This is a genomic window from Actinotalea endophytica (assembly GCF_025717005.1).
Taxonomy (GTDB): Bacteria; Actinomycetota; Actinomycetes; order Actinomycetales; family Cellulomonadaceae; genus Actinotalea.
In genome coordinates this window covers 596003-611675 of the sequence record NZ_JAOVZU010000001.1, presented here as the reverse complement: position 1 = coordinate 611675, position 15673 = coordinate 596003, and the positions used below count along the sequence as shown (strand labels likewise).

At 71.9% G+C, this 15673-nt stretch carries 17 protein-coding genes; 5 read left to right on the top strand and 12 right to left on the bottom strand.

The window, feature by feature from the left end; translation table 11 throughout:
- Positions 1-103 precede the first annotated feature (103 nt).
- Both OEB99_RS03000 and OEB99_RS02995 read left to right on the top strand, forming a co-directional pair.
- Positions 104-880 carry a PD-(D/E)XK nuclease family protein gene (locus tag OEB99_RS03000; protein ID WP_263508226.1) on the top strand — a complete coding sequence of 259 codons (777 nt, stop codon included), beginning with the start codon at positions 104-106 and terminating at the stop codon, positions 878-880.
- Complete coding sequence (locus tag OEB99_RS02995; protein WP_263508225.1) at positions 873-1451, top strand: hypothetical protein; 579 nt, start codon at positions 873-875, stop codon at positions 1449-1451. Before OEB99_RS03000 ends, OEB99_RS02995 begins: the two co-directional genes overlap by 8 nt.
- Positions 1452-1583: 132 nt before the next feature.
- On the opposite strand, the gene OEB99_RS02990 is transcribed toward OEB99_RS02995, so the two are convergent.
- Positions 1584-2462, bottom strand: coding sequence for an alpha/beta hydrolase (locus OEB99_RS02990; protein WP_263508224.1), 879 nt, complete (start codon positions 2460-2462; stop codon positions 1584-1586).
- Positions 2463-2609: 147 nt separating this feature from the next.
- A complete protein-coding gene (locus OEB99_RS02985; protein ID WP_263508222.1) occupies positions 2610-2987 on the bottom strand; it encodes a DUF4406 domain-containing protein in 378 nt (125 codons plus the stop codon).
- Between the two features lie 74 nt (positions 2988-3061).
- Between OEB99_RS02985 and OEB99_RS02980 the strand changes: the two genes are divergently transcribed.
- A complete protein-coding gene (locus OEB99_RS02980; RefSeq protein WP_263508221.1) occupies positions 3062-3820 on the top strand; it encodes a DeoR/GlpR family DNA-binding transcription regulator in 759 nt (252 codons plus the stop codon).
- Here OEB99_RS02980 and OEB99_RS02975 read toward each other — a convergent pair.
- Positions 3804-4643 carry an alpha/beta fold hydrolase gene (locus tag OEB99_RS02975; RefSeq protein ID WP_263508219.1) on the bottom strand — a complete coding sequence of 280 codons (840 nt, stop codon included), beginning with the start codon at positions 4641-4643 and terminating at the stop codon, positions 3804-3806. The genes OEB99_RS02980 and OEB99_RS02975 overlap by 17 nt on opposite strands.
- Positions 4636-5490 (bottom strand): alpha/beta fold hydrolase, encoded by an 855-nt coding sequence (locus OEB99_RS02970; protein WP_263508217.1) that lies wholly within the window; start codon positions 5488-5490, stop codon positions 4636-4638. Before OEB99_RS02970 ends, OEB99_RS02975 begins: the two co-directional genes overlap by 8 nt.
- A gap of 132 nt (positions 5491-5622) precedes the next feature.
- On the opposite strand from OEB99_RS02970, the gene OEB99_RS02965 reads away from it, so the two are divergent.
- Positions 5623-5811 carry a hypothetical protein gene (locus tag OEB99_RS02965; RefSeq protein WP_263508215.1) on the top strand — a complete coding sequence of 63 codons (189 nt, stop codon included), beginning with the start codon at positions 5623-5625 and terminating at the stop codon, positions 5809-5811.
- A 168-nt stretch (positions 5812-5979) separates the two neighbouring features.
- Here OEB99_RS02965 and OEB99_RS02960 read toward each other — a convergent pair whose 3' ends face one another.
- The 7 genes from OEB99_RS02960 to OEB99_RS02930 are packed head-to-tail and all read right to left on the bottom strand — an operon-like array spanning position 5980 to position 12901.
- Positions 5980-7395 carry a GH32 C-terminal domain-containing protein gene (locus OEB99_RS02960; protein ID WP_263508214.1) on the bottom strand — a complete coding sequence of 472 codons (1416 nt, stop codon included), beginning with the start codon at positions 7393-7395 and terminating at the stop codon, positions 5980-5982.
- Complete coding sequence (locus OEB99_RS02955; RefSeq protein WP_263508212.1) at positions 7392-8042, bottom strand: nucleoside/nucleotide kinase family protein; 651 nt, start codon at positions 8040-8042, stop codon at positions 7392-7394. The genes OEB99_RS02960 and OEB99_RS02955 overlap by 4 nt, the downstream gene beginning before the upstream one ends.
- Positions 8043-8051: 9 nt before the next feature.
- Positions 8052-8936, bottom strand: coding sequence for a sugar phosphate isomerase/epimerase family protein (locus tag OEB99_RS02950; protein ID WP_263508211.1), 885 nt, complete (start codon positions 8934-8936; stop codon positions 8052-8054).
- Positions 8929-9939, bottom strand: coding sequence for a nucleoside hydrolase (locus OEB99_RS02945; protein ID WP_263508210.1), 1011 nt, complete (start codon positions 9937-9939; stop codon positions 8929-8931). The genes OEB99_RS02950 and OEB99_RS02945 overlap by 8 nt, the downstream gene beginning before the upstream one ends.
- A 5-nt stretch (positions 9940-9944) precedes the next feature.
- Positions 9945-10739, bottom strand: coding sequence for an ATP-binding cassette domain-containing protein (locus tag OEB99_RS02940; protein WP_263508209.1), 795 nt, complete (start codon positions 10737-10739; stop codon positions 9945-9947).
- On the bottom strand, positions 10736-11776 hold the full coding sequence (locus OEB99_RS02935; protein ID WP_263508208.1) for an ABC transporter permease: 1041 nt from the start codon (positions 11774-11776) through the stop codon (positions 10736-10738). Before OEB99_RS02935 ends, OEB99_RS02940 begins: the two co-directional genes overlap by 4 nt.
- A 36-nt stretch (positions 11777-11812) precedes the next feature.
- Positions 11813-12901: a substrate-binding domain-containing protein gene (locus tag OEB99_RS02930; protein WP_263508207.1), complete on the bottom strand. Its 1089-nt coding sequence runs from the start codon at positions 12899-12901 to the stop codon at positions 11813-11815.
- A gap of 107 nt (positions 12902-13008) precedes the next feature.
- Here OEB99_RS02930 and OEB99_RS02925 point away from each other — a divergent pair, with 107 nt between their 5' ends.
- The gene (locus OEB99_RS02925; RefSeq protein WP_263508206.1) at positions 13009-14226 is read left to right on the top strand and encodes an ROK family transcriptional regulator; all 1218 of its coding nucleotides are present in this window, start codon (positions 13009-13011) and stop codon (positions 14224-14226) included.
- A 134-nt stretch (positions 14227-14360) separates the two neighbouring features.
- Here OEB99_RS02925 and OEB99_RS02920 read toward each other — a convergent pair whose 3' ends face one another.
- On the bottom strand, positions 14361-15419 hold the full coding sequence (locus tag OEB99_RS02920; RefSeq protein WP_318011382.1) for a patatin-like phospholipase family protein: 1059 nt from the start codon (positions 15417-15419) through the stop codon (positions 14361-14363).
- Between the last annotated feature and the right edge of the window lie 254 nt (positions 15420-15673).

The following is a 15673-nucleotide window of genomic DNA, read 5'->3' as shown; positions in this document are numbered from 1 at the left end:
GCGCCGCACGCCCGCCGCGCGTCACGTGGGCTCGACCTGCCCCAACGGATCACCCGGCCCGACGTTGACGCGCCCTTGACCAAGTGCGCGAAGATGGCACGCGATGGACGACAGTGGGATGCGGTGGCAGGCGCGTGGTGCGCGCGACGCCAACAGCATCTACGGCAACGCCGACGAGGCACTCGCGTGGAACGCCCACCATGACCGCCTGCGGTCTGAGTGGACGGCGTTGGACCGCGCCGTCGTCGAGCGCCAGAAGGCGCAGGTTCGCCAGTGGGGAGCCAATCTCGCCGAGATGCGGCACACACAGGCGGCGCTGGTCACCCGCGGCGCCTGGACGTCCGGGGCCCGCACACTCCTCGCCGCGCTACGGCTGCAGGACAGCGAGGTGCTCCTCACCCGTGGCCTGGCCTGGGTACTTCGCTCCGACGGGCGCCACCAACTCGGTAACTCCGCCCTGGATGCGATTGCCGAGCACCTCGGCCTGGAGGCGCCAGTTGCGGGAGCCGACGTGCGCGTGGTCACCGAGGAGTCGCGTCAGGAGACCCCGTCCGGCGAGACCTTGCCGACCACCCGCGCCGACCTGGTCGTCTACGCACCGTCGTGGACGCTCGTCGTGGAAGCCAAGGTGTACGCACCGGAGCAACCGGACCAGCTCGACCGCCTGCATACCCTGTGGGCTGACGAGATGGCACCGACCTTCGTCTTCCTCACCCGCGGCTCACGCAGGCCAATGACGGCAAATGCCTCGGCGAAACGATGGCAACCCCTCTCCTGGGCGGACGTCGCAGGGCTACTGCGAGCGGCTGTCGCAGGTGGCCCATGCCAACCCGGCGTCCTGGACTTCATCGAGACCCTGGAGGCATACCACCATGTCTGAAATCCGCGATGACGCTGACGCCCGCGCATGGTTCTACCTCGACCATCAGCGCGACATTGAGACCTGGGCTGACTTGCGTGAAGAGGGCTCCGAGCTCGTGCACCGCCACCTGCTCGCGCTCGCGCCGGCCGTCGAGGAGCTTGCCGCCGAGCTCGGCGCCGAGCCCTACGACGCCGACCTCGATCGCGGCGAGCGGCCCCGAGTCGGCATGCGCCGCGTCAGCTGGCCGCGCCGTGACGCCGGCCTGGTCGCGGTGGTGATCGAGTGGCGCCCGGACTCGCTCCTTGGGATCGGACGAGGGGATCCGTGGCCGTACGTGGCAGTGCGCGATGACGGAGCCCAGGCCGACCCGACCCACATGCGGGGACTCACCGCCGCGTTCTCCCCGCTACGTAGCCAACTCGGCGGCCAGACCCACACCTGGTGGGCCTTCTGGAGCTATGTCGAGCCAGTCGAAGGCCCTGGGATCGATCCAGCGGCGTTGGCCCGCGACTGCGTGGTGCGGCTCCGCGACCTCTGGGTCCGCTCGGCCCCGGTCGTGGACGAGTTCTACGCGGGGTCGCACCCCTAAGTCCCCGACCTATGGTCACGATCTAGCCCCGCAACCGCCGGCCGAGGAGAGCGAACTATGCTCACGGCCGGCCCGGCCCCACGGCTGGGGCCGTCGGCCGGCTCCGCACCGACACGGCGCGGCCACCGGACGTCAGGTCGCGCGGGCGCGATCGAGCACAGCGCCGAGCCAGGCGCGCGCTCGCGCGACCAGCGAGGTCGCCAGTGGCGTGGTGGCCGCCCAGTTCTCGAACCCGTGGGCGCCGCCAGGGACGATGTCGAGCGTGGTGTCGACTCCTGCGTCCCCCAACCGCGTCGCGTAGTCGACCACCTCGTCGTGGAACAGCTCGATGTCTCCGGCACAGATCCACGTCGGCGGCAGGCCCGAGAGGTCGAGGCGCCGGGCTGCTGCCGCGTAGTCACGAAGATCCTCGATCCCAGGCTCCACCCCGAGGTACGCACGCCAGCCGAAGCGGTTCGCGGTGTTGTTCCAGACCGGGTGGTCGAGCTCGTCGAGGTGGCGTCGGGCGGCGGTGCGGTCGTCGAGCATCGGGGCGAACAGCCACTGGGCGACCGGTCGATCCTCGGAGGTGTCCCGCAGCAGCTGGGCGAGGCACGCGGCGAGCCCACCGCCGGCGCTCTCGCCGCCGAGGGCGACCGCGCCGGGCTCGACGCCCAGCTCGGCCGTGTGCTCCTGCGTCCAGCGCCACGCGGCGGCGGCGTCATCGAGCGCGGCCGGGAACGGGTGCTCCGGGGCCAGCCGGTACCGCGGGGAGACGACCGTGATGCCGAGCTCGGCAGCGGCGCCCGCACAGAGGCGGTCGTCCTGCCGGGGATCGCCGATCACGAGCCCGCCGCCGTGCAGCCAGAGCAGCCCGGGGTGCGGCGCACCGGAGGAGAGCGGCTCGTAGACACGGGCTCGGACGGGACCCGCATCGACCCAGCGGGTTCGGACGCCGCGGACGCGGTGCCCCGGCGCGAGGCGCGTGCCCCAGCGCGAGAGCGTCCGGACGGCGGGCTTCCGGAAGTCCATCCGCGGGACGCGCCTCAAGGATCGGCGTAGCTCCGGGTGGACGGCGTCACTCGTCATGAGCGCCGCCCCGCCGGCCCGCGAGGCGGCACGCTCGGGCTCTCGACCGGCGGCAAGCCGGGCCGCCCCGGCGCGTGTGGGCTCATGGGCTCACCTCCTGATCGGTCCGGGGCCCTGTGCGACCCCCGGAACCTCGTCGAGCCGCCAGTACACCGGAATCCCCCGCCCCAGCGCGATCGCGACATCCTGATCCGCCCCGATCGACTCCCCCGGCAGCCGCAGCACCCCGTCGCAGTGCTGGAGCAGCCGCTCCGCCGTCGGGTACATCACCTCCGCAGCGAGCGGATCCAGCGGCCCCGACGCCCCGGCGCTGGCCAGCACCGGCAGCGCGACCCACTCCCCGATCATCGGAACATGCCCGGCCAGGAAGATCGGCCAAGCCGCCTCCTCGAGCCGCCGCAGGTTCGCAGCCATCAGCTCAGGGTCGTCGCCGGTGCCGGACCGGTACGGGCCGGCGATCAGGATCATCAAAGGACGCTGTGTCATGCCCGCGACCTTACAGCCCATCATGTAGAATCGTGCAAGACCGTGAAGGAGTGCGAATGCTCGCGAGCGAACGCCGCCAGTACCTCCTCGACCGCCTGGCGGCCGAGGGCAAGATCGTCGCCAAGCAGGTAGCACGCGACCTCGACCTCTCCGAGGACAGCATCCGCCGGGACCTGCGCGAGCTCGCGGCCGAGGGGCTCTGCCAGCGCGTGTACGGCGGCGCCCTGCCCGCGTCGCCCGCCGTCGCTCCCTACGCCCAGCGCGAGGCGATCGAGCCCGCCGGCAAGACCCGGGTCGCGCGCACCGCGGCACGCCTCGTCACCCCCGGCAGCACCGTGATCATCGACGGCGGCACCACGGCCCTCGCCCTGGTCGCCGCCCTACCGCCGTCGCTGGAGTGCTCGGTCATCACGCACAGCCCGACGATCGCGGCCGCCCTGGTCCCCCACCCGCGGATCGACGTCACGGTGATCGGCGGGCGGCTGTTCAAGCACTCGATCGTCACGTGCGGGTCCGCCGCGCTCGAGGCGGTGTCGATGCTCTCCGCCGACCTGTGCTTCATCGGCGTCACGGGCGTCCACCCGGAGCGGCAGCTCACCACCGGCGACAGCGAGGAGGCTGCGATGAAGCGCGCCCTGGCACGCCGCTCGGCCGACACCTACGTGCTGGCGAGCTCGGAGAAGATCGGCGCCGCATCGCAGTTCCAGGTCGCCGCCTTCACCGACATCACCGCCGTCATCACCGACGCGCCCGCCGACGACCCCTCGGTGCTCGCTCTCCAGCAGGTCGGCGTTCCGCTCATCCACGCGGGCTGAGCCGTGCGAGCACCCGCTCCACCGCGGCCTGCGACGGCGGCTCCACCCCGAGCTCCGACGGCAGCTCCCCACCCGCGACCCACGCCTCGACCATCCGGATGTGCAGGTCCAGCTCCCACGCGAACCAGCCGTGGCCGTGAGCCGGCGCGAAGCGCGCCTCGGCGCTCGGCAGCAGCGCCGCGAGCGCGGCGTTCGACGCCCGGACGGTCTGCTCGTTCTCGCCACCCACCAGCAGGGTCGGGCACGGTGCCGCGAGCAGCGCGCGCGAGAGCGGCGCCACCCAGCCTTCGGCGAACGCGCGCCGGAAGGCCGCCGGTGACGCGGTGCGCAGCTCGTCGGCGAGCCCGCTCATGCCGACCCGTCCGAGCACAGCGTGCACGGCTCGCGTCCGGATGATCGGCGACACCGCGGCCACCCCGGCGATCACCAGCCGGTCTCCCCACCAGGTCAGCACACCCGCACCGTCGACCACCACGCGGTCCAGGACGTCCGCACGCCCGCCCATCAGCGAGAGCACGACCGACCCGCCGTACGACAACCCGACCACGCTCGCCCGACCGCCCGGCACCCGGGTCTCGATCAGCTCCGCGACGAGCCCCGCCGCCTGGTCCAGCGACACCGGCGCCAGGTGGTTGCTACGCCCGAACCCCGGCAGGTCCGGCGCCAGGCAGTGGTACCGGTCGCCGAGCGCGTCCAGGTGCGCACGCCACATCCGGCCGCTCGGCCCGCCGCCGTGCACGAACACGATCGCCGGCTGCCCGGGGTCGCCCGCGACGTCGACGAACAGGTCGCCGACCCGCGGCCGGTCACCTCGCTCAGGCATCGTCCGACCCGGGAACATCACCCGGCCCGGCGAGGAACTCCCGCACGAGCCCCAACGTCACCCCCGGCTGCTCGGAGTGGGCGTTGTGCCCGGCGCCCTCGACCAGCTCCAGCCGCGCGCCGGGGATCGCCGCTGCGAGCTGCTCCTGACACTCCGGCGGGAAGAGGAAGTCGTCGACCCCGGCCACCACCAGGGTCGGCACGCGCAGCTCGTGCAGCCGGTCCATGACCGACCATCCGGGCAGCAGGACCTTGCCGGCCTCGATCAGCGCCTCGGGCCGGGTCTTCGCGCGCCACCCGCCCTCGAGCAGCTCGCGCATCACCAGCCACGTCGAGGGCCGCGAGTAGTACGCGGGGCCGATGCGCATCAGGATCCGCATCATCTCCTTCGGCTCGAACTCGCCGCGGAACCAGCGCCGCACCAGCTCGACCTTCTCCGGCGGGAACCCGCGTGCGGTGAGCAGCTCCGGGGCCTCGTCACGCGCCCACCGGGCCTCGCCGGCCGTGTCGAGCAGCACCAGGTGGGAGACCCGGTCCGGGTAGCGCAGCGCGTACTCGAGTGCGACGTGCCCGCCGAACGAGTGGCCCAGCACCGCCCACCGGTCGAACCCGAGCGCCTCGCGCAGCGCGTCGGCGTCCGCGGTGAGGTTCTCCCAGGTCAGCGAGGACGCCTCGCCGCCGGAGCGCCCGTTGCAGCGGTGGTCGTAGAACACGGTGGTGTGCTCGTCCGACAGACGCCGGAACGGCTGCATGCTCCAGTGGTCGGCGCCCGGGCCGCCGTGCATCAGCGCGAGCGGGGGCCCGCTGCCCGCGACGTCGACGGACAACGAGACATCCCGAATCTGCATCACTACCCCCGGATCTTGATCAGCCCGTCCAGGCTGCCAGATCGGCGGCCGGCCGAGGTCGGTTCAGGGGCGTTCGCCCCTTGAGCCGTCCAGCCGCAGGTCGCGAGAATCGTGCTGAGAAGGTGATCGCGCATGTCTACCCATCCCCACGTCGCGCACAGTCAGGGGCTGGCCATGATGATCGTCGGTCTCATCGGCATCGCGGCCGCCGTCGTCTGCCTCCTCGTGGTCACCGACCCCTTCCCCATGTGGCTCGTCATCGCGGGCGGCGGCCTGGTGTTCCTCGGCTCCGGAGCGGCGATGCGCCGGACCGGCCGCTGACGAACCCGCCGCCGACGCCGCGAGCGTCGTCGCCGACGTGCCCGAGCCTCTGGCGATGTGCACGGTGACTGAGCGATAGTCGATCGACGCCATGTGTTCCCGAGCCGGCCCGCCGGACTCTCAGGGCAGGAGGACGGCTATGGCAGGACGATACCGACGACCCGCCGCCTAGGCTCCCGCCGGCCTCCACGCACGAACCACGAGATCCCACGTCACTGCGCCGTCGTCCGAGACCGCCACCAGACCCAGCGGCCGGTCGCGTTCGATGCGCCAGGTGAGCGCCGCGTGGTCGTTCAGGTAGACCTCCAGGATCTCCCCGTCCAGCACGATCTCCACCGAGAGCTGTTCGGCGGAGGGTCCGAGGGCCGCAGAGGTCAGAACCTGGCCGTCGACCTCGCGGTGCACGGTCCCGCGGGCCGTGAGGTCGGTCCAGAAGTCGTCGAGCGGCGCGGGCTCACGACGCAGCGAAGCGGTTCCCCTGACCGGGTCGAGCACCAGGCGCCACCCCTCGGCGTCCGCGTCCTCGAGTCGGATCTCCGCCGCGCGCGCGTCGCCGAAGCTCAATGCCGCGGTCACGTGGGAGCGATCCGGGAGGTCCCGGAGCACCTCGTGCGCGGTCGACCGACCCGGTGCACCCAGCGAGCCCGACCAGGTCGCCGACGTCTCACCGAGCTGCCAGGCCTGGCGCAGCGGCGCAACCTGCAGGGTGCCGTCGTCCCGCGCGGTGACCAGCCTCGGCAACGCCATGTCGCCGCCCCACAGCCAGCGCTCGCCGACCCGGTCGTGCAACCAGCCGAAGAACACCCGACCGTGATCGGCCTCCGCTGATTTGGCGGCGTACCAGCGACGCCCGCCGAGCGAGTCGTCGGCCGGCGTGCGGAACGGCCCGCGGGAGCTGTCCGCCACCCGGTAGACGGTGCCCGCGTCGTCGTCGAACCGCGAGTAGACGAGGTACCAGCGGCCGTCGACCGGCCACAGCTCCGGGCACTCCGGGCAGTAGGTGGTGCCTGGCGCGTAGAGCGGCTCGTCCTCGACGGCCCAGGTCACCAAGTCCGTGGACGTCGCGAGCATGATCGTCCCGCGGCGCCAGTAGGGCCCCTCCGCTGCGCGCGCCGCAATGACCATCCACCAGACCTGCTCGTCGGGGTGGAAGAAGACGTATGGGTCGCGCCAGTCGACCGGCTCGCACCCGGCCGGGGGCAGCAGGAGGGGGTTGCCCGGGTGGCGGGTGAACGTCTCGCCGTCGTCGCTGATCGCCAGGCAGATCGTCTGCGGGTTGGCCGAACCCGGGTCGTGCCCGGTGTAGAAGAGGTAGAGCGCACCCTCGTGCTGCACGACCGATCCGGTCCACACACCGCCGGCATCGACATCGCCCTCGCCGCCGGGCTCGAGCGCGGGCGCGTGGTGACGCCAGTGCACGAGATCCCGCGAGCTCGCGTGCTCCCAGCTGGTGCGAACCCGCCCCGGGTACTCCAGCGGCCCGGGCGGCGACGACAGGTAGAACAGGTGGGTCACACCGTCGATCCGGACCGGGATCGCGTCACCGGCCGCTGCGGCCGCCGGTGGCCGACGGACGAGGCTCATGTCAGCGCTGCCGTCAACGAACCATCGACGACGACGCACGCCGCCCGGTCGCGGGCTTCGATGATGCGGCGGGCGTTGGCCTCGTCGACGTCCGTGACCCAGGCTCGCGCGGCGTCAGGAGCCTTGCCGAACTCGACGTGCCGCGCGACCAGCCGCTCCTGCCGAACCTCGGCCGCGACGTCGCAGAACCACACCTCGGTCAGCGCCGAGCGGACCTCCCCCCACGGCTCCTCGGTGTCGAGCAGGTAGTTGCCCTCGGTCACCACGAGCCGCGCCTGCGGCAGCACCGGGATGCTGCCCGCGATCGGCTGCTCGATCGAGCGGTCGAAGGCGGGCGCGTAAACGGTCGTCGTGGTCTCCTGCGCGATCCGGCGGAGCAGCGACACGTACCCGTGCCCGTCGAACGTGTCGATCGCCCCCTTGCGGGCCCGCCGACCGAGCCGGTCGAGCTCGACGTCGGCGAGGTGGTAGCCGTCCATCGGCACCCACGCGGCGGTTCGCCGGTCGGGGTCGACGAGGTCGACGATCGCCTCGGCGAGAGTCGACTTGCCGGCGCCCGGCGCGCCGGTGATCCCGAGGAGCACGCGCCGGTGGCGCGCCATCAGGGACTCCAGCCTGGCGACCAGAGCCGGGTCGACGGTGATCACGACGTCGCCTCAGACGCGCGCGGGCCGGCTGACGGCGAGCAGCGTGGTCAGGTACACGCACGCGTGCTCGGCGAGCTCGCGGCCGTCGGTCCACAGGTCGCGCCAGACCGCGAGGTCGTTGGACAGCCCTTCGGCGACGACGGCGCTGGAGAACGACTCGAAGGTGATCGGGCCGCGGTAGTCGATGTCACCGAGCGCGTGGAAGAAGCCGGTGAGGTCCAGGTGTCCCGAACCGAGGTGTCCTCGGTGGTTCTCCCCGATGTGCACGTAGCCGAGCCGGTCGCCGACCTCGAGGACGGGGCGGACCAGGTCGTCCTCCTCGATGTTCATGTGATAGGTGTCGAGGTGGATCTTGACGTTGTCGGCGCCGATGTCGTCGGCCAGCCGCAGCGCGTCACGCGCGGTGTTGACCACGTTGGTCTCGTACCGGTTGCAGATCTCGAGGCCGAGCGTCACGTCGTCCGACGCCGCCTGCGTGGCGAGGTCCTTGATCACGGCGACGGCGTTGGCCCGACCGGCAGCGGTCAGCGGGCGGGGGTACTTGCCCAGAGCGCTGTACAGCGCTCCGGTGAAGACCTTGCCCCCGAGCCCGACGGTCGCGGCGAGCGAGGCCGCGAGGAGGTCGGCGCCGCGCGCCACGACCGCCGGGTCGTCACTGGACACGTCCGCGTCGAACGCGAGGCCGCGGGAGCAGGCCACCTGAAGGCCGGCGTCCTCGAGGAGCACCTTCGTCGCCGGCACGTCGAGGTTGTCGAGGTCGTGCAGCGAGAACTCGAGCAGGTCGAAACCGACCGCGGCGGTCTCCCGCACGGCGCGCTCGACCGAAGCGGCGCTGGTGTCCCCGGCCCAGACGAGGGCATGGACGCCGAGCGGGTTGGTCTGGGTGTCACTCACGGGAGTCCTTCTTCCCTGCTGTGGCCGTCTCGACGGACAGCCGACGGATCTGGTCGACGACCTCGCGCACGGCGGCTGTCCCATCGACGGTCACCATGACGTGGACGTTGGGCGGCGCGTCACGCAGCGGGACTGTCTGGCCGCGGGTGTGCTCACCGAGCGTCTCGATCGCGATCGCCATGTCCTCGTAGGTGCCGACGCTCGGGTCGGCGGCAGCGAGCACCGCGAGCGGGTCGTAGAGCACGCACCCGTGCCCCCAGTCGAACATCGGCGCTTCGAGGTACGTCGAGCTGATGTCCGCGAAGATCCGACCGACCGCCGACTCGTCCGGGTCGACCGTGCGGATCACGTCCTCGGTCAGGAGCAGCCCCGTCGCCGGGTTCGTCACGTCGAGGCTGACCATCGTCAGGTCGACCCCGGAGCGCATGACGATGTCGGCCGCGACCGGGTCGAAGTAGATGTTGCACTCGGCGACGGGGGTGATGTTGCCCCGCCCGAAGGTGGGCTCGATCCCCAGGCCTCCGCCCATGAAGACCACGCCGGCGAGGTAACCGGCAAGTGCCGGGTCACGCCGCAGAGCCGTGGCGAGGTTCGTCTGCGGGCCGATCGCGACGACCGTGATCTCACCCGGCGCCGAGCGGGCCGTGTCGATGATGAAGTCGGCCGCATCACGATCGACCTCGGGAGTCGCCGGCAGCGGGATCCGGCCCTCGCGACCGCGAGCCCCCGCGTAGGCCTGCACCAGCACCTCGGCGAGCTCACCGTCGAGGGGCTCGGGGGAGCCCGGAACCACTGGGATGTCGGGGCGTCCGGCCGCGAGGAGCACGGCCGCCGCTCCTCGCGCGGAGAGCGCGGGCGGGCAGTTGCCGAAGGTCGTCGTCACACCGACCAGCTCCACGCCAGGATGCGCGAGGGCGAGCAGGATCGCGATCGGGTCGTCCGCGTCGGTCCCCGGGATCCCGACCCCGGGATCGGTGTCGAGGATGATCTTCTTGGCGGTCATCGTGGTCACTCCTCGCCGAGGCTTGCCGCGCCGGTCATGATCGCGACGGCCTCGGCCGCTGTGTGGGTCTTCGGGGTGACCACGCCCGCGACCCGGCCCAGCCGCTGGATCAGGATGCGGTCGGCCACCTGGAACACGTTGGGCATGTTGTGGCTGATCAGCACGACGGACATGCCACGTTCACGGAGCCCTTCGACCACCTCGAGGACCTGGGCGGTCTCGCGCACACCGAGCGCGGCGGTCGGCTCGTCGAGCACGATGATCCGAGAGCCGAACGCGACGGCCCGCGCGATCGCGACGGCCTGGCGCTGCCCGCCGGACAAGGTCTCGACGATCTGGCTGATGTCCTGGATGGTCCGGATACCCAGGGCGCTGACCTTCTCCTCGGCCTGCCGGCGCATCGCGGTGCGGTCGAGCATGCGCAGGACGCCCCCGAGCGGGCCAGGACGGCGGAGCTCCCGGCCGAGGAACAGGTTGGCCGCGATGTCCAGGTGCGGTGCGAGCGAGAGGGTCTGGTAGACCGTCTCGATGCCGGCCTCCCGGGCGTCCTGCGGGGTGCGGAAGTCCTGGCGCTCACCGTCCACCTCGATGGTGCCGACGTCGGGAATCTCAGCCCCGGTGAGGCACTTGATCAGCGTCGACTTGCCTGCGCCGTTGTCGCCGATCACGGCGAGGACCTCGCCGGGGTACAGGTCCACGTCGATGCCGTCGATGGCGACGACCGGGCCGTAGGTCTTGACCAGGCCACGGGCGGACAGGACGGGCGTGGCGGTCGTCGTGGCGGTCGTCGTGGCGCTCATCGCTGGGCCCCCGTCCGGCGGATCCACTGGTCGAGCGCGACGGCAGCGATGATCAGGATGCCGATCGCGAGGGTCTGGTAGAGCACGTCGACGCGCGCCAGGGAGAGGCCGTTGCGGAAGACGCCTACCGTCAGCGCCCCGATGAAGGTGCCCGTGAGGCGTCCGCGACCGCCGAAGAGGCTCGTCCCGCCGATGACCACGGCAGTGATCGAGTCGAGGTTCGCGTCCACCGCGGCGCTCGTGGTCGCGGCGTTGTTCCGCCCGATCAGGACCCAGGCCGACAGCGCGACCAGCAACCCGGCCGCGACGTAGACGCTGAGCAGCACGCGTCGGGTGCGCACACCGGCCAGGCGTGACGCGTCCTCGTCGCTGCCGACCGCGTAGACGTGCCGGCCCCAGCTCGTCCAGTTCAGGCAGTACCCCAGTGCGAGGTACATCGCGATCATCAGGATCACGCCCACGGTGAGCTGGAACGGCCCGATGGCGACGGGCACTGAGGTGAAGGTGAGCACCGACCCCAGGTCGTCGCCCTGGATCGAGGTCCCGTGGCTCATCAGCAGGGCCAGTGCGGTGAAGACGCTCAGGGTGCCCAGGGTCGTAATGAACGGTGGTAGCCGAACCACGGCCACCAGCACGCCGTTGATCAGCCCGGCCAGCATGCCGATCGCGAACCCGACCAGCAGGGCGAGGGCCCCTGGCAGGCCGACGTTGCCTGCCAGGGAGCCCATCACCATGGACACGAAGATCATCAGCGCGCCGACCGAGAGGTCGATGCCCGCGGTGAGGATGACGAGCGTCTGGCCGACCGCCAGCGCACCGATGATCGAGACCTGCTGAAGGATCAGCGACATGTTGCTTGCCGTGAGGAAGCGGTCGCTGGCGAGCTGGAAGGCGAAGGACGCGATCACGAGCACGACGAGCGGGCTGATCTCGGGGTGCTTGTGCAGCAGGCGCTGGATGCGTTGCAGTCGCGTGAGCGGCCTGCTCCGGAACCGTTCCGCCGCGGTGAGCTCACCGAGGCCTTGGGTGGTGGTCACGTCTCTTCTCCCTCACGTGGACGGTGCGCGCGCCCGTCAGTAGCAGCCGTCGGCGCCCGCGGTCGAGTCGATGCTGTCGACGCCGTCGACCGGCTGGTCGGTCACCAGGGTGATGCCGGTGTTGGTGAAGTCCTTGCCGGCGTCGGCCGTGGGCTTGGTGCCGTTGTTGACGTAGTCGATGACGGCCTGGACCCCGAGGGAACCCATCTTGCTCGGGTACTGCTGCGCGTCCGCCCCGAAGGATCCGTCGGCGACGCCCGCGATGCCGTCGCAGCTGCCGTTGATCGTCACGACCAGCGCACTGTCGTTGCCCGCTGCCTTGAGCGCCTGGACCGCACCGAGAGCCGACGGTTCGTTCGCCGTGTAGACGACGTTGATGTCGGGGTTCAGCGACAGGCACTTCTCCATCGCCGTACGGCCACCGTCCTCGGCGCCGTTCGATGCTTCGTTGCAGACGATCTCGTAGCTGCCCTGGGAATACGAGCCGGTGGCCGCCTCGTCGCCGTTCATGTTCTCGTCCGCGACGTCGATCCCCATGCCTGCGAGGAAGCCCTGGTCGCGCTCGTAGTCGACCGACACGACCTTGTCGGAGAACAGGTCGATGAGGGCGATCGTCGCGTCGTCCCCGCCGAGCTTCGCCGCCGCCCACTCGCCGATCAGCTGACCGGCGAGCCGGTTGTCGGAGGCGAAGGTGGCGTCGACGAGGTCGATCGGGGTGGTCGGCGTGTCGAGAGCGATGACGATCAGGCCGGCGTCCTCGGCCTTCTGGATCGCGTCGTTGACGGCCGGGCCGTTGTTCGCGATGAGGATGCCCGAGTCGCCGCGCTGGATCGCGTTCTCGATGGCCTGGATCTGGCTGTCGCTGTCGGTCTGGTCTCGGCCGGACGCAACGGTGATCTCCACGCCTGCGTCCTTGGCTGCCTGCTCGGCGCCGTCGATCATCGCGACCCAGAACGGGTCGTTCGGGTCCTTGGTGATCAACGTGACGCCGATGGCGTCGCCGCCTGCGGCGCTCGAGGACGAACCGTCGTCGGTGGTGGCGCCGCCCGAGCAGCCCGCCAGGACGAGGGCCGAGGCGACCCCGACGCTGGCCAGCACGGCGCTGCGGCGAGTGAAGACTGACATCTCAACTCCCTTGGTGAGCGATGACGCCGGGGGTGGCGTCTGCCGCTCAACGTAGCACTTACATCTTTCGCTTGCGTCTATCCAACTTTCTCAGGCATAATTCCTCCATGGTCGACGGCGACAAGTCCACTCCCGCCCCCGCCTGGCTGCTCGACGGACCTGGGGCGATCCTCCAGCTCATCCGGCGCGAGCCCGAGGGGCTCACGAAGCTCGACATCGCGCACCGCACGGGCATCTCCCGCACGGCCGTCTCTCAGCGAGTCGACACCCTGCTCGGACTCGGCCTGCTCGAAGTCCGGTCCACCGCGGTGTTCGGCCGCGGTCGGCCGGCCGAGCGGTTCGGCCTCGCCCGCGGGCGACGCGTGATCCTCGTCGCCGACACCGGCGCCACCGGGATGCGAGTGGCGGCCTGTGACGCCACGGGCGAGGTGCTCGGAGAGGAGCTCCTCGACATCGACATCACGACCGGACCGATCGAGGTCCTGACCGTGATGGACCACGGCTTCCAGCGTCAGATGCGCGCCCACGGGCGCACTCCCGCCGACGTGATCGGCATCGGGATAGACGTTCCAGGACCGGTCGCCCACGACACCGGCAGAGTCGTCAGCCCGCCGATCATGACCGGCTGGCACGAGTACGACATCCCTGCCGCGTTCCGCAAGCGCTACGGCTGCTCGGTGATCGTCGAGAAAGACACCAATGCGATGGTCCTCGGCGAGCACGTCCGAGCGCTCCCGGACGTCGAGAACATGGTGTTCGTCAAGATCGGCACGGGCATCGGCACGGGGCTGCTCATCCGTGGCGAGCTCTACCGCGGCACCGACGGCGCGGCTGGTGACATCGGTCACGTCTCCCTCACCGGGCGGGACGACGACGGCCCGCTGTGCCGCTGCGGCAACCGCGGCTGCGTCGAGGCCTACGCCGGCGGGTGGGCCCTCGCCCGGGACCTCACCGAAGCGGGCTACGCGGCGAGCTCGGTGAGCGACGTCGTCAACGCCGTCCGAGGTGGCAACCGCACGGCACTCTCGCTCGTCCGCCACGCAGGGACGATCCTCGGCACCGCCATCTCCGACATCGTCAACATGCTCAACCCGGCCGTCGTCGTCGTCGGCGGACAGCTCGCCGCGCTGGACGACATCCTCCTGGCCACCGCTCGCGAGGCCATCTACCACCGGTCACTTCCCCTGGCGACCCGCAACCTCCGCATCGTGCCCAGCGCACTCCCCGATCCCGGAGTCCACGGCCTGGCGAGGCTGGTCGCGGACACGGTGTTCCACCCGGCGGCCGTCGACCGCATGCTCCTGGCGCCCAAGGACGGCGACTGACCTCGACGCGCGTCTGGGCGCGGCGCCCGCCCCGTCGTCCTTCGAACGACTGGGACGCGCGGACAGCCTCTGACTTCGCGCGAGGCTCGGGGAGAGTTCGCGGTCGCCGTCGTCTCGCCCGACGTCGCCGCGGATCAGCCGACGAGCGCCGAGTCGGCGCCGGCCGGCGGCACCTCGTCTGCGGCGCCTCCGGAGTCAACGACCCCCAGCGCCCCACCCGCCTGCTCCAGCAACGCCCGCGCCGCCGTCCGGCCCGCCGCGACCATCCGGTCGAACTGGTGGAACTCGAGCAGCCCGGTCCCCGCCGACGACGGCGCGACCACCCACGCCCCGCACCGCTGCGCGGCCTCGATCGCCCCGCCGCTGCCGATGGTCATCGTGCGCAGCAGCGTGTCGCCGAGCGACGGCACCTTGGGCCGCCCGGGCCGCCGCCCCGAGCCGCCGGTCCCGATCGACACCGCCACCACCGGGCCTTCGTCCCGTTCGACGAGGAGGTCGGTCGGGAGGTTGTCGAGCACGCTGCCGTCGACGAGCAGGCGGCCGTCGTCCTGCGGCAGCGGCGGGAACAGGACCGGCAGGCGCGACGAGGCGAGCACCGCGTCCACCAGCCCGCCGCGCTCGTGGACCTGCCGCTCACGGCTGGTGAGGTCCACGCTCACCACCCGCAGCTGGCGCGACAGTCCCTCGAACACGGAGTCCGCCCCGAGGCCCCGGCTCAGACCCTGCCGGACCCGGACGCCCTTCGACAGCGAGCGCGCCGGCACCGCCCAGTCGTTGAACGGCTTCCGGCGGACGAACTCGGCGTAGCAGACCTCCTCGAACGCGTCGCCCCCACCGGTCGTCGCGTAGGCCGCCGCGACCACGGCGCCCATGCTCGTCCCGGCGAGGCGGTCGATCCGCAGACCCTGGTCCTCGAGCTCACGGAGCACCCCGATCGTCGCGAACGACCGCGCGGCACCGCCCGCGAGGACGACGCCCAGCGAGCGACCGCACAGCCGGTCGGCGAGCACGCGCACCCCCGCCGCGACCTCGCCGTCGACCAGCGTCACCTGCCACGCGTCCGCGGCCGCTCCCCACGCGACGCGACGGGACGGCGCGGGGGCCGGCCCGACGAGCACCACCTCGGGCCGCCGGCTCGCTCCCCCGGTCACCGAGGCGTCCGGGACGTCGGCGCCCGATCGCGCGACCAGCACGACCGTGTCCGCCTCACGGAGGCAGAAGTCCCGCCAGGCACGATCCGCGGCACCGGTGCCCTCGCCCGTCAGCCCGCCGCCGGCCGGTCCGCCACCTTCCGGTGCACGACCCTCCGGACCCGAGCCCGCACCGGCGTGGGGGGGGCCCGCGGCGCGGGCGCCCGCCCCCCGCCCCCCCCCCGCACCGCCCCCCCCCGCGGCCGCGCACGCGCCGGGCCCCCCCGCGGGGGGGCCGGGCCGATCCGCGTCCTGCA

Excerpts from the sequence above, each read along its gene's own strand:
- OEB99_RS03000 (WP_263508226.1), top strand. The coding sequence starts at position 104 with ATGGACGACAGTGGGATGCGGTGGCAGGCGCGTGGTGCGCGCGACGCC.
- OEB99_RS02995 (WP_263508225.1), top strand. The coding sequence starts at position 873 with ATGTCTGAAATCCGCGATGACGCTGACGCCCGCGCATGGTTCTACCTC.
- OEB99_RS02990 (WP_263508224.1), bottom strand. The coding sequence starts at position 2,462 with ATGGACTTCCGGAAGCCCGCCGTCCGGACGCTCTCGCGCTGGGGCACG.
- OEB99_RS02985 (WP_263508222.1), bottom strand. The coding sequence starts at position 2,987 with ATGATCCTGATCGCCGGCCCGTACCGGTCCGGCACCGGCGACGACCCT.
- OEB99_RS02980 (WP_263508221.1), top strand. The coding sequence starts at position 3,062 with ATGCTCGCGAGCGAACGCCGCCAGTACCTCCTCGACCGCCTGGCGGCC.
- OEB99_RS02975 (WP_263508219.1), bottom strand. The coding sequence starts at position 4,643 with ATGCCTGAGCGAGGTGACCGGCCGCGGGTCGGCGACCTGTTCGTCGAC.
- OEB99_RS02970 (WP_263508217.1), bottom strand. The coding sequence starts at position 5,490 with ATGCAGATTCGGGATGTCTCGTTGTCCGTCGACGTCGCGGGCAGCGGG.
- OEB99_RS02965 (WP_263508215.1), top strand. The coding sequence starts at position 5,623 with ATGTCTACCCATCCCCACGTCGCGCACAGTCAGGGGCTGGCCATGATG.
- OEB99_RS02960 (WP_263508214.1), bottom strand. The coding sequence starts at position 7,395 with ATGAGCCTCGTCCGTCGGCCACCGGCGGCCGCAGCGGCCGGTGACGCG.
- OEB99_RS02945 (WP_263508210.1), bottom strand. The coding sequence starts at position 9,939 with ATGACCGCCAAGAAGATCATCCTCGACACCGATCCCGGGGTCGGGATC.
- OEB99_RS02940 (WP_263508209.1), bottom strand. The coding sequence starts at position 10,739 with ATGAGCGCCACGACGACCGCCACGACGACCGCCACGCCCGTCCTGTCC.
- OEB99_RS02930 (WP_263508207.1), bottom strand. The coding sequence starts at position 12,901 with ATGTCAGTCTTCACTCGCCGCAGCGCCGTGCTGGCCAGCGTCGGGGTC.
- OEB99_RS02925 (WP_263508206.1), top strand. The coding sequence starts at position 13,009 with ATGGTCGACGGCGACAAGTCCACTCCCGCCCCCGCCTGGCTGCTCGAC.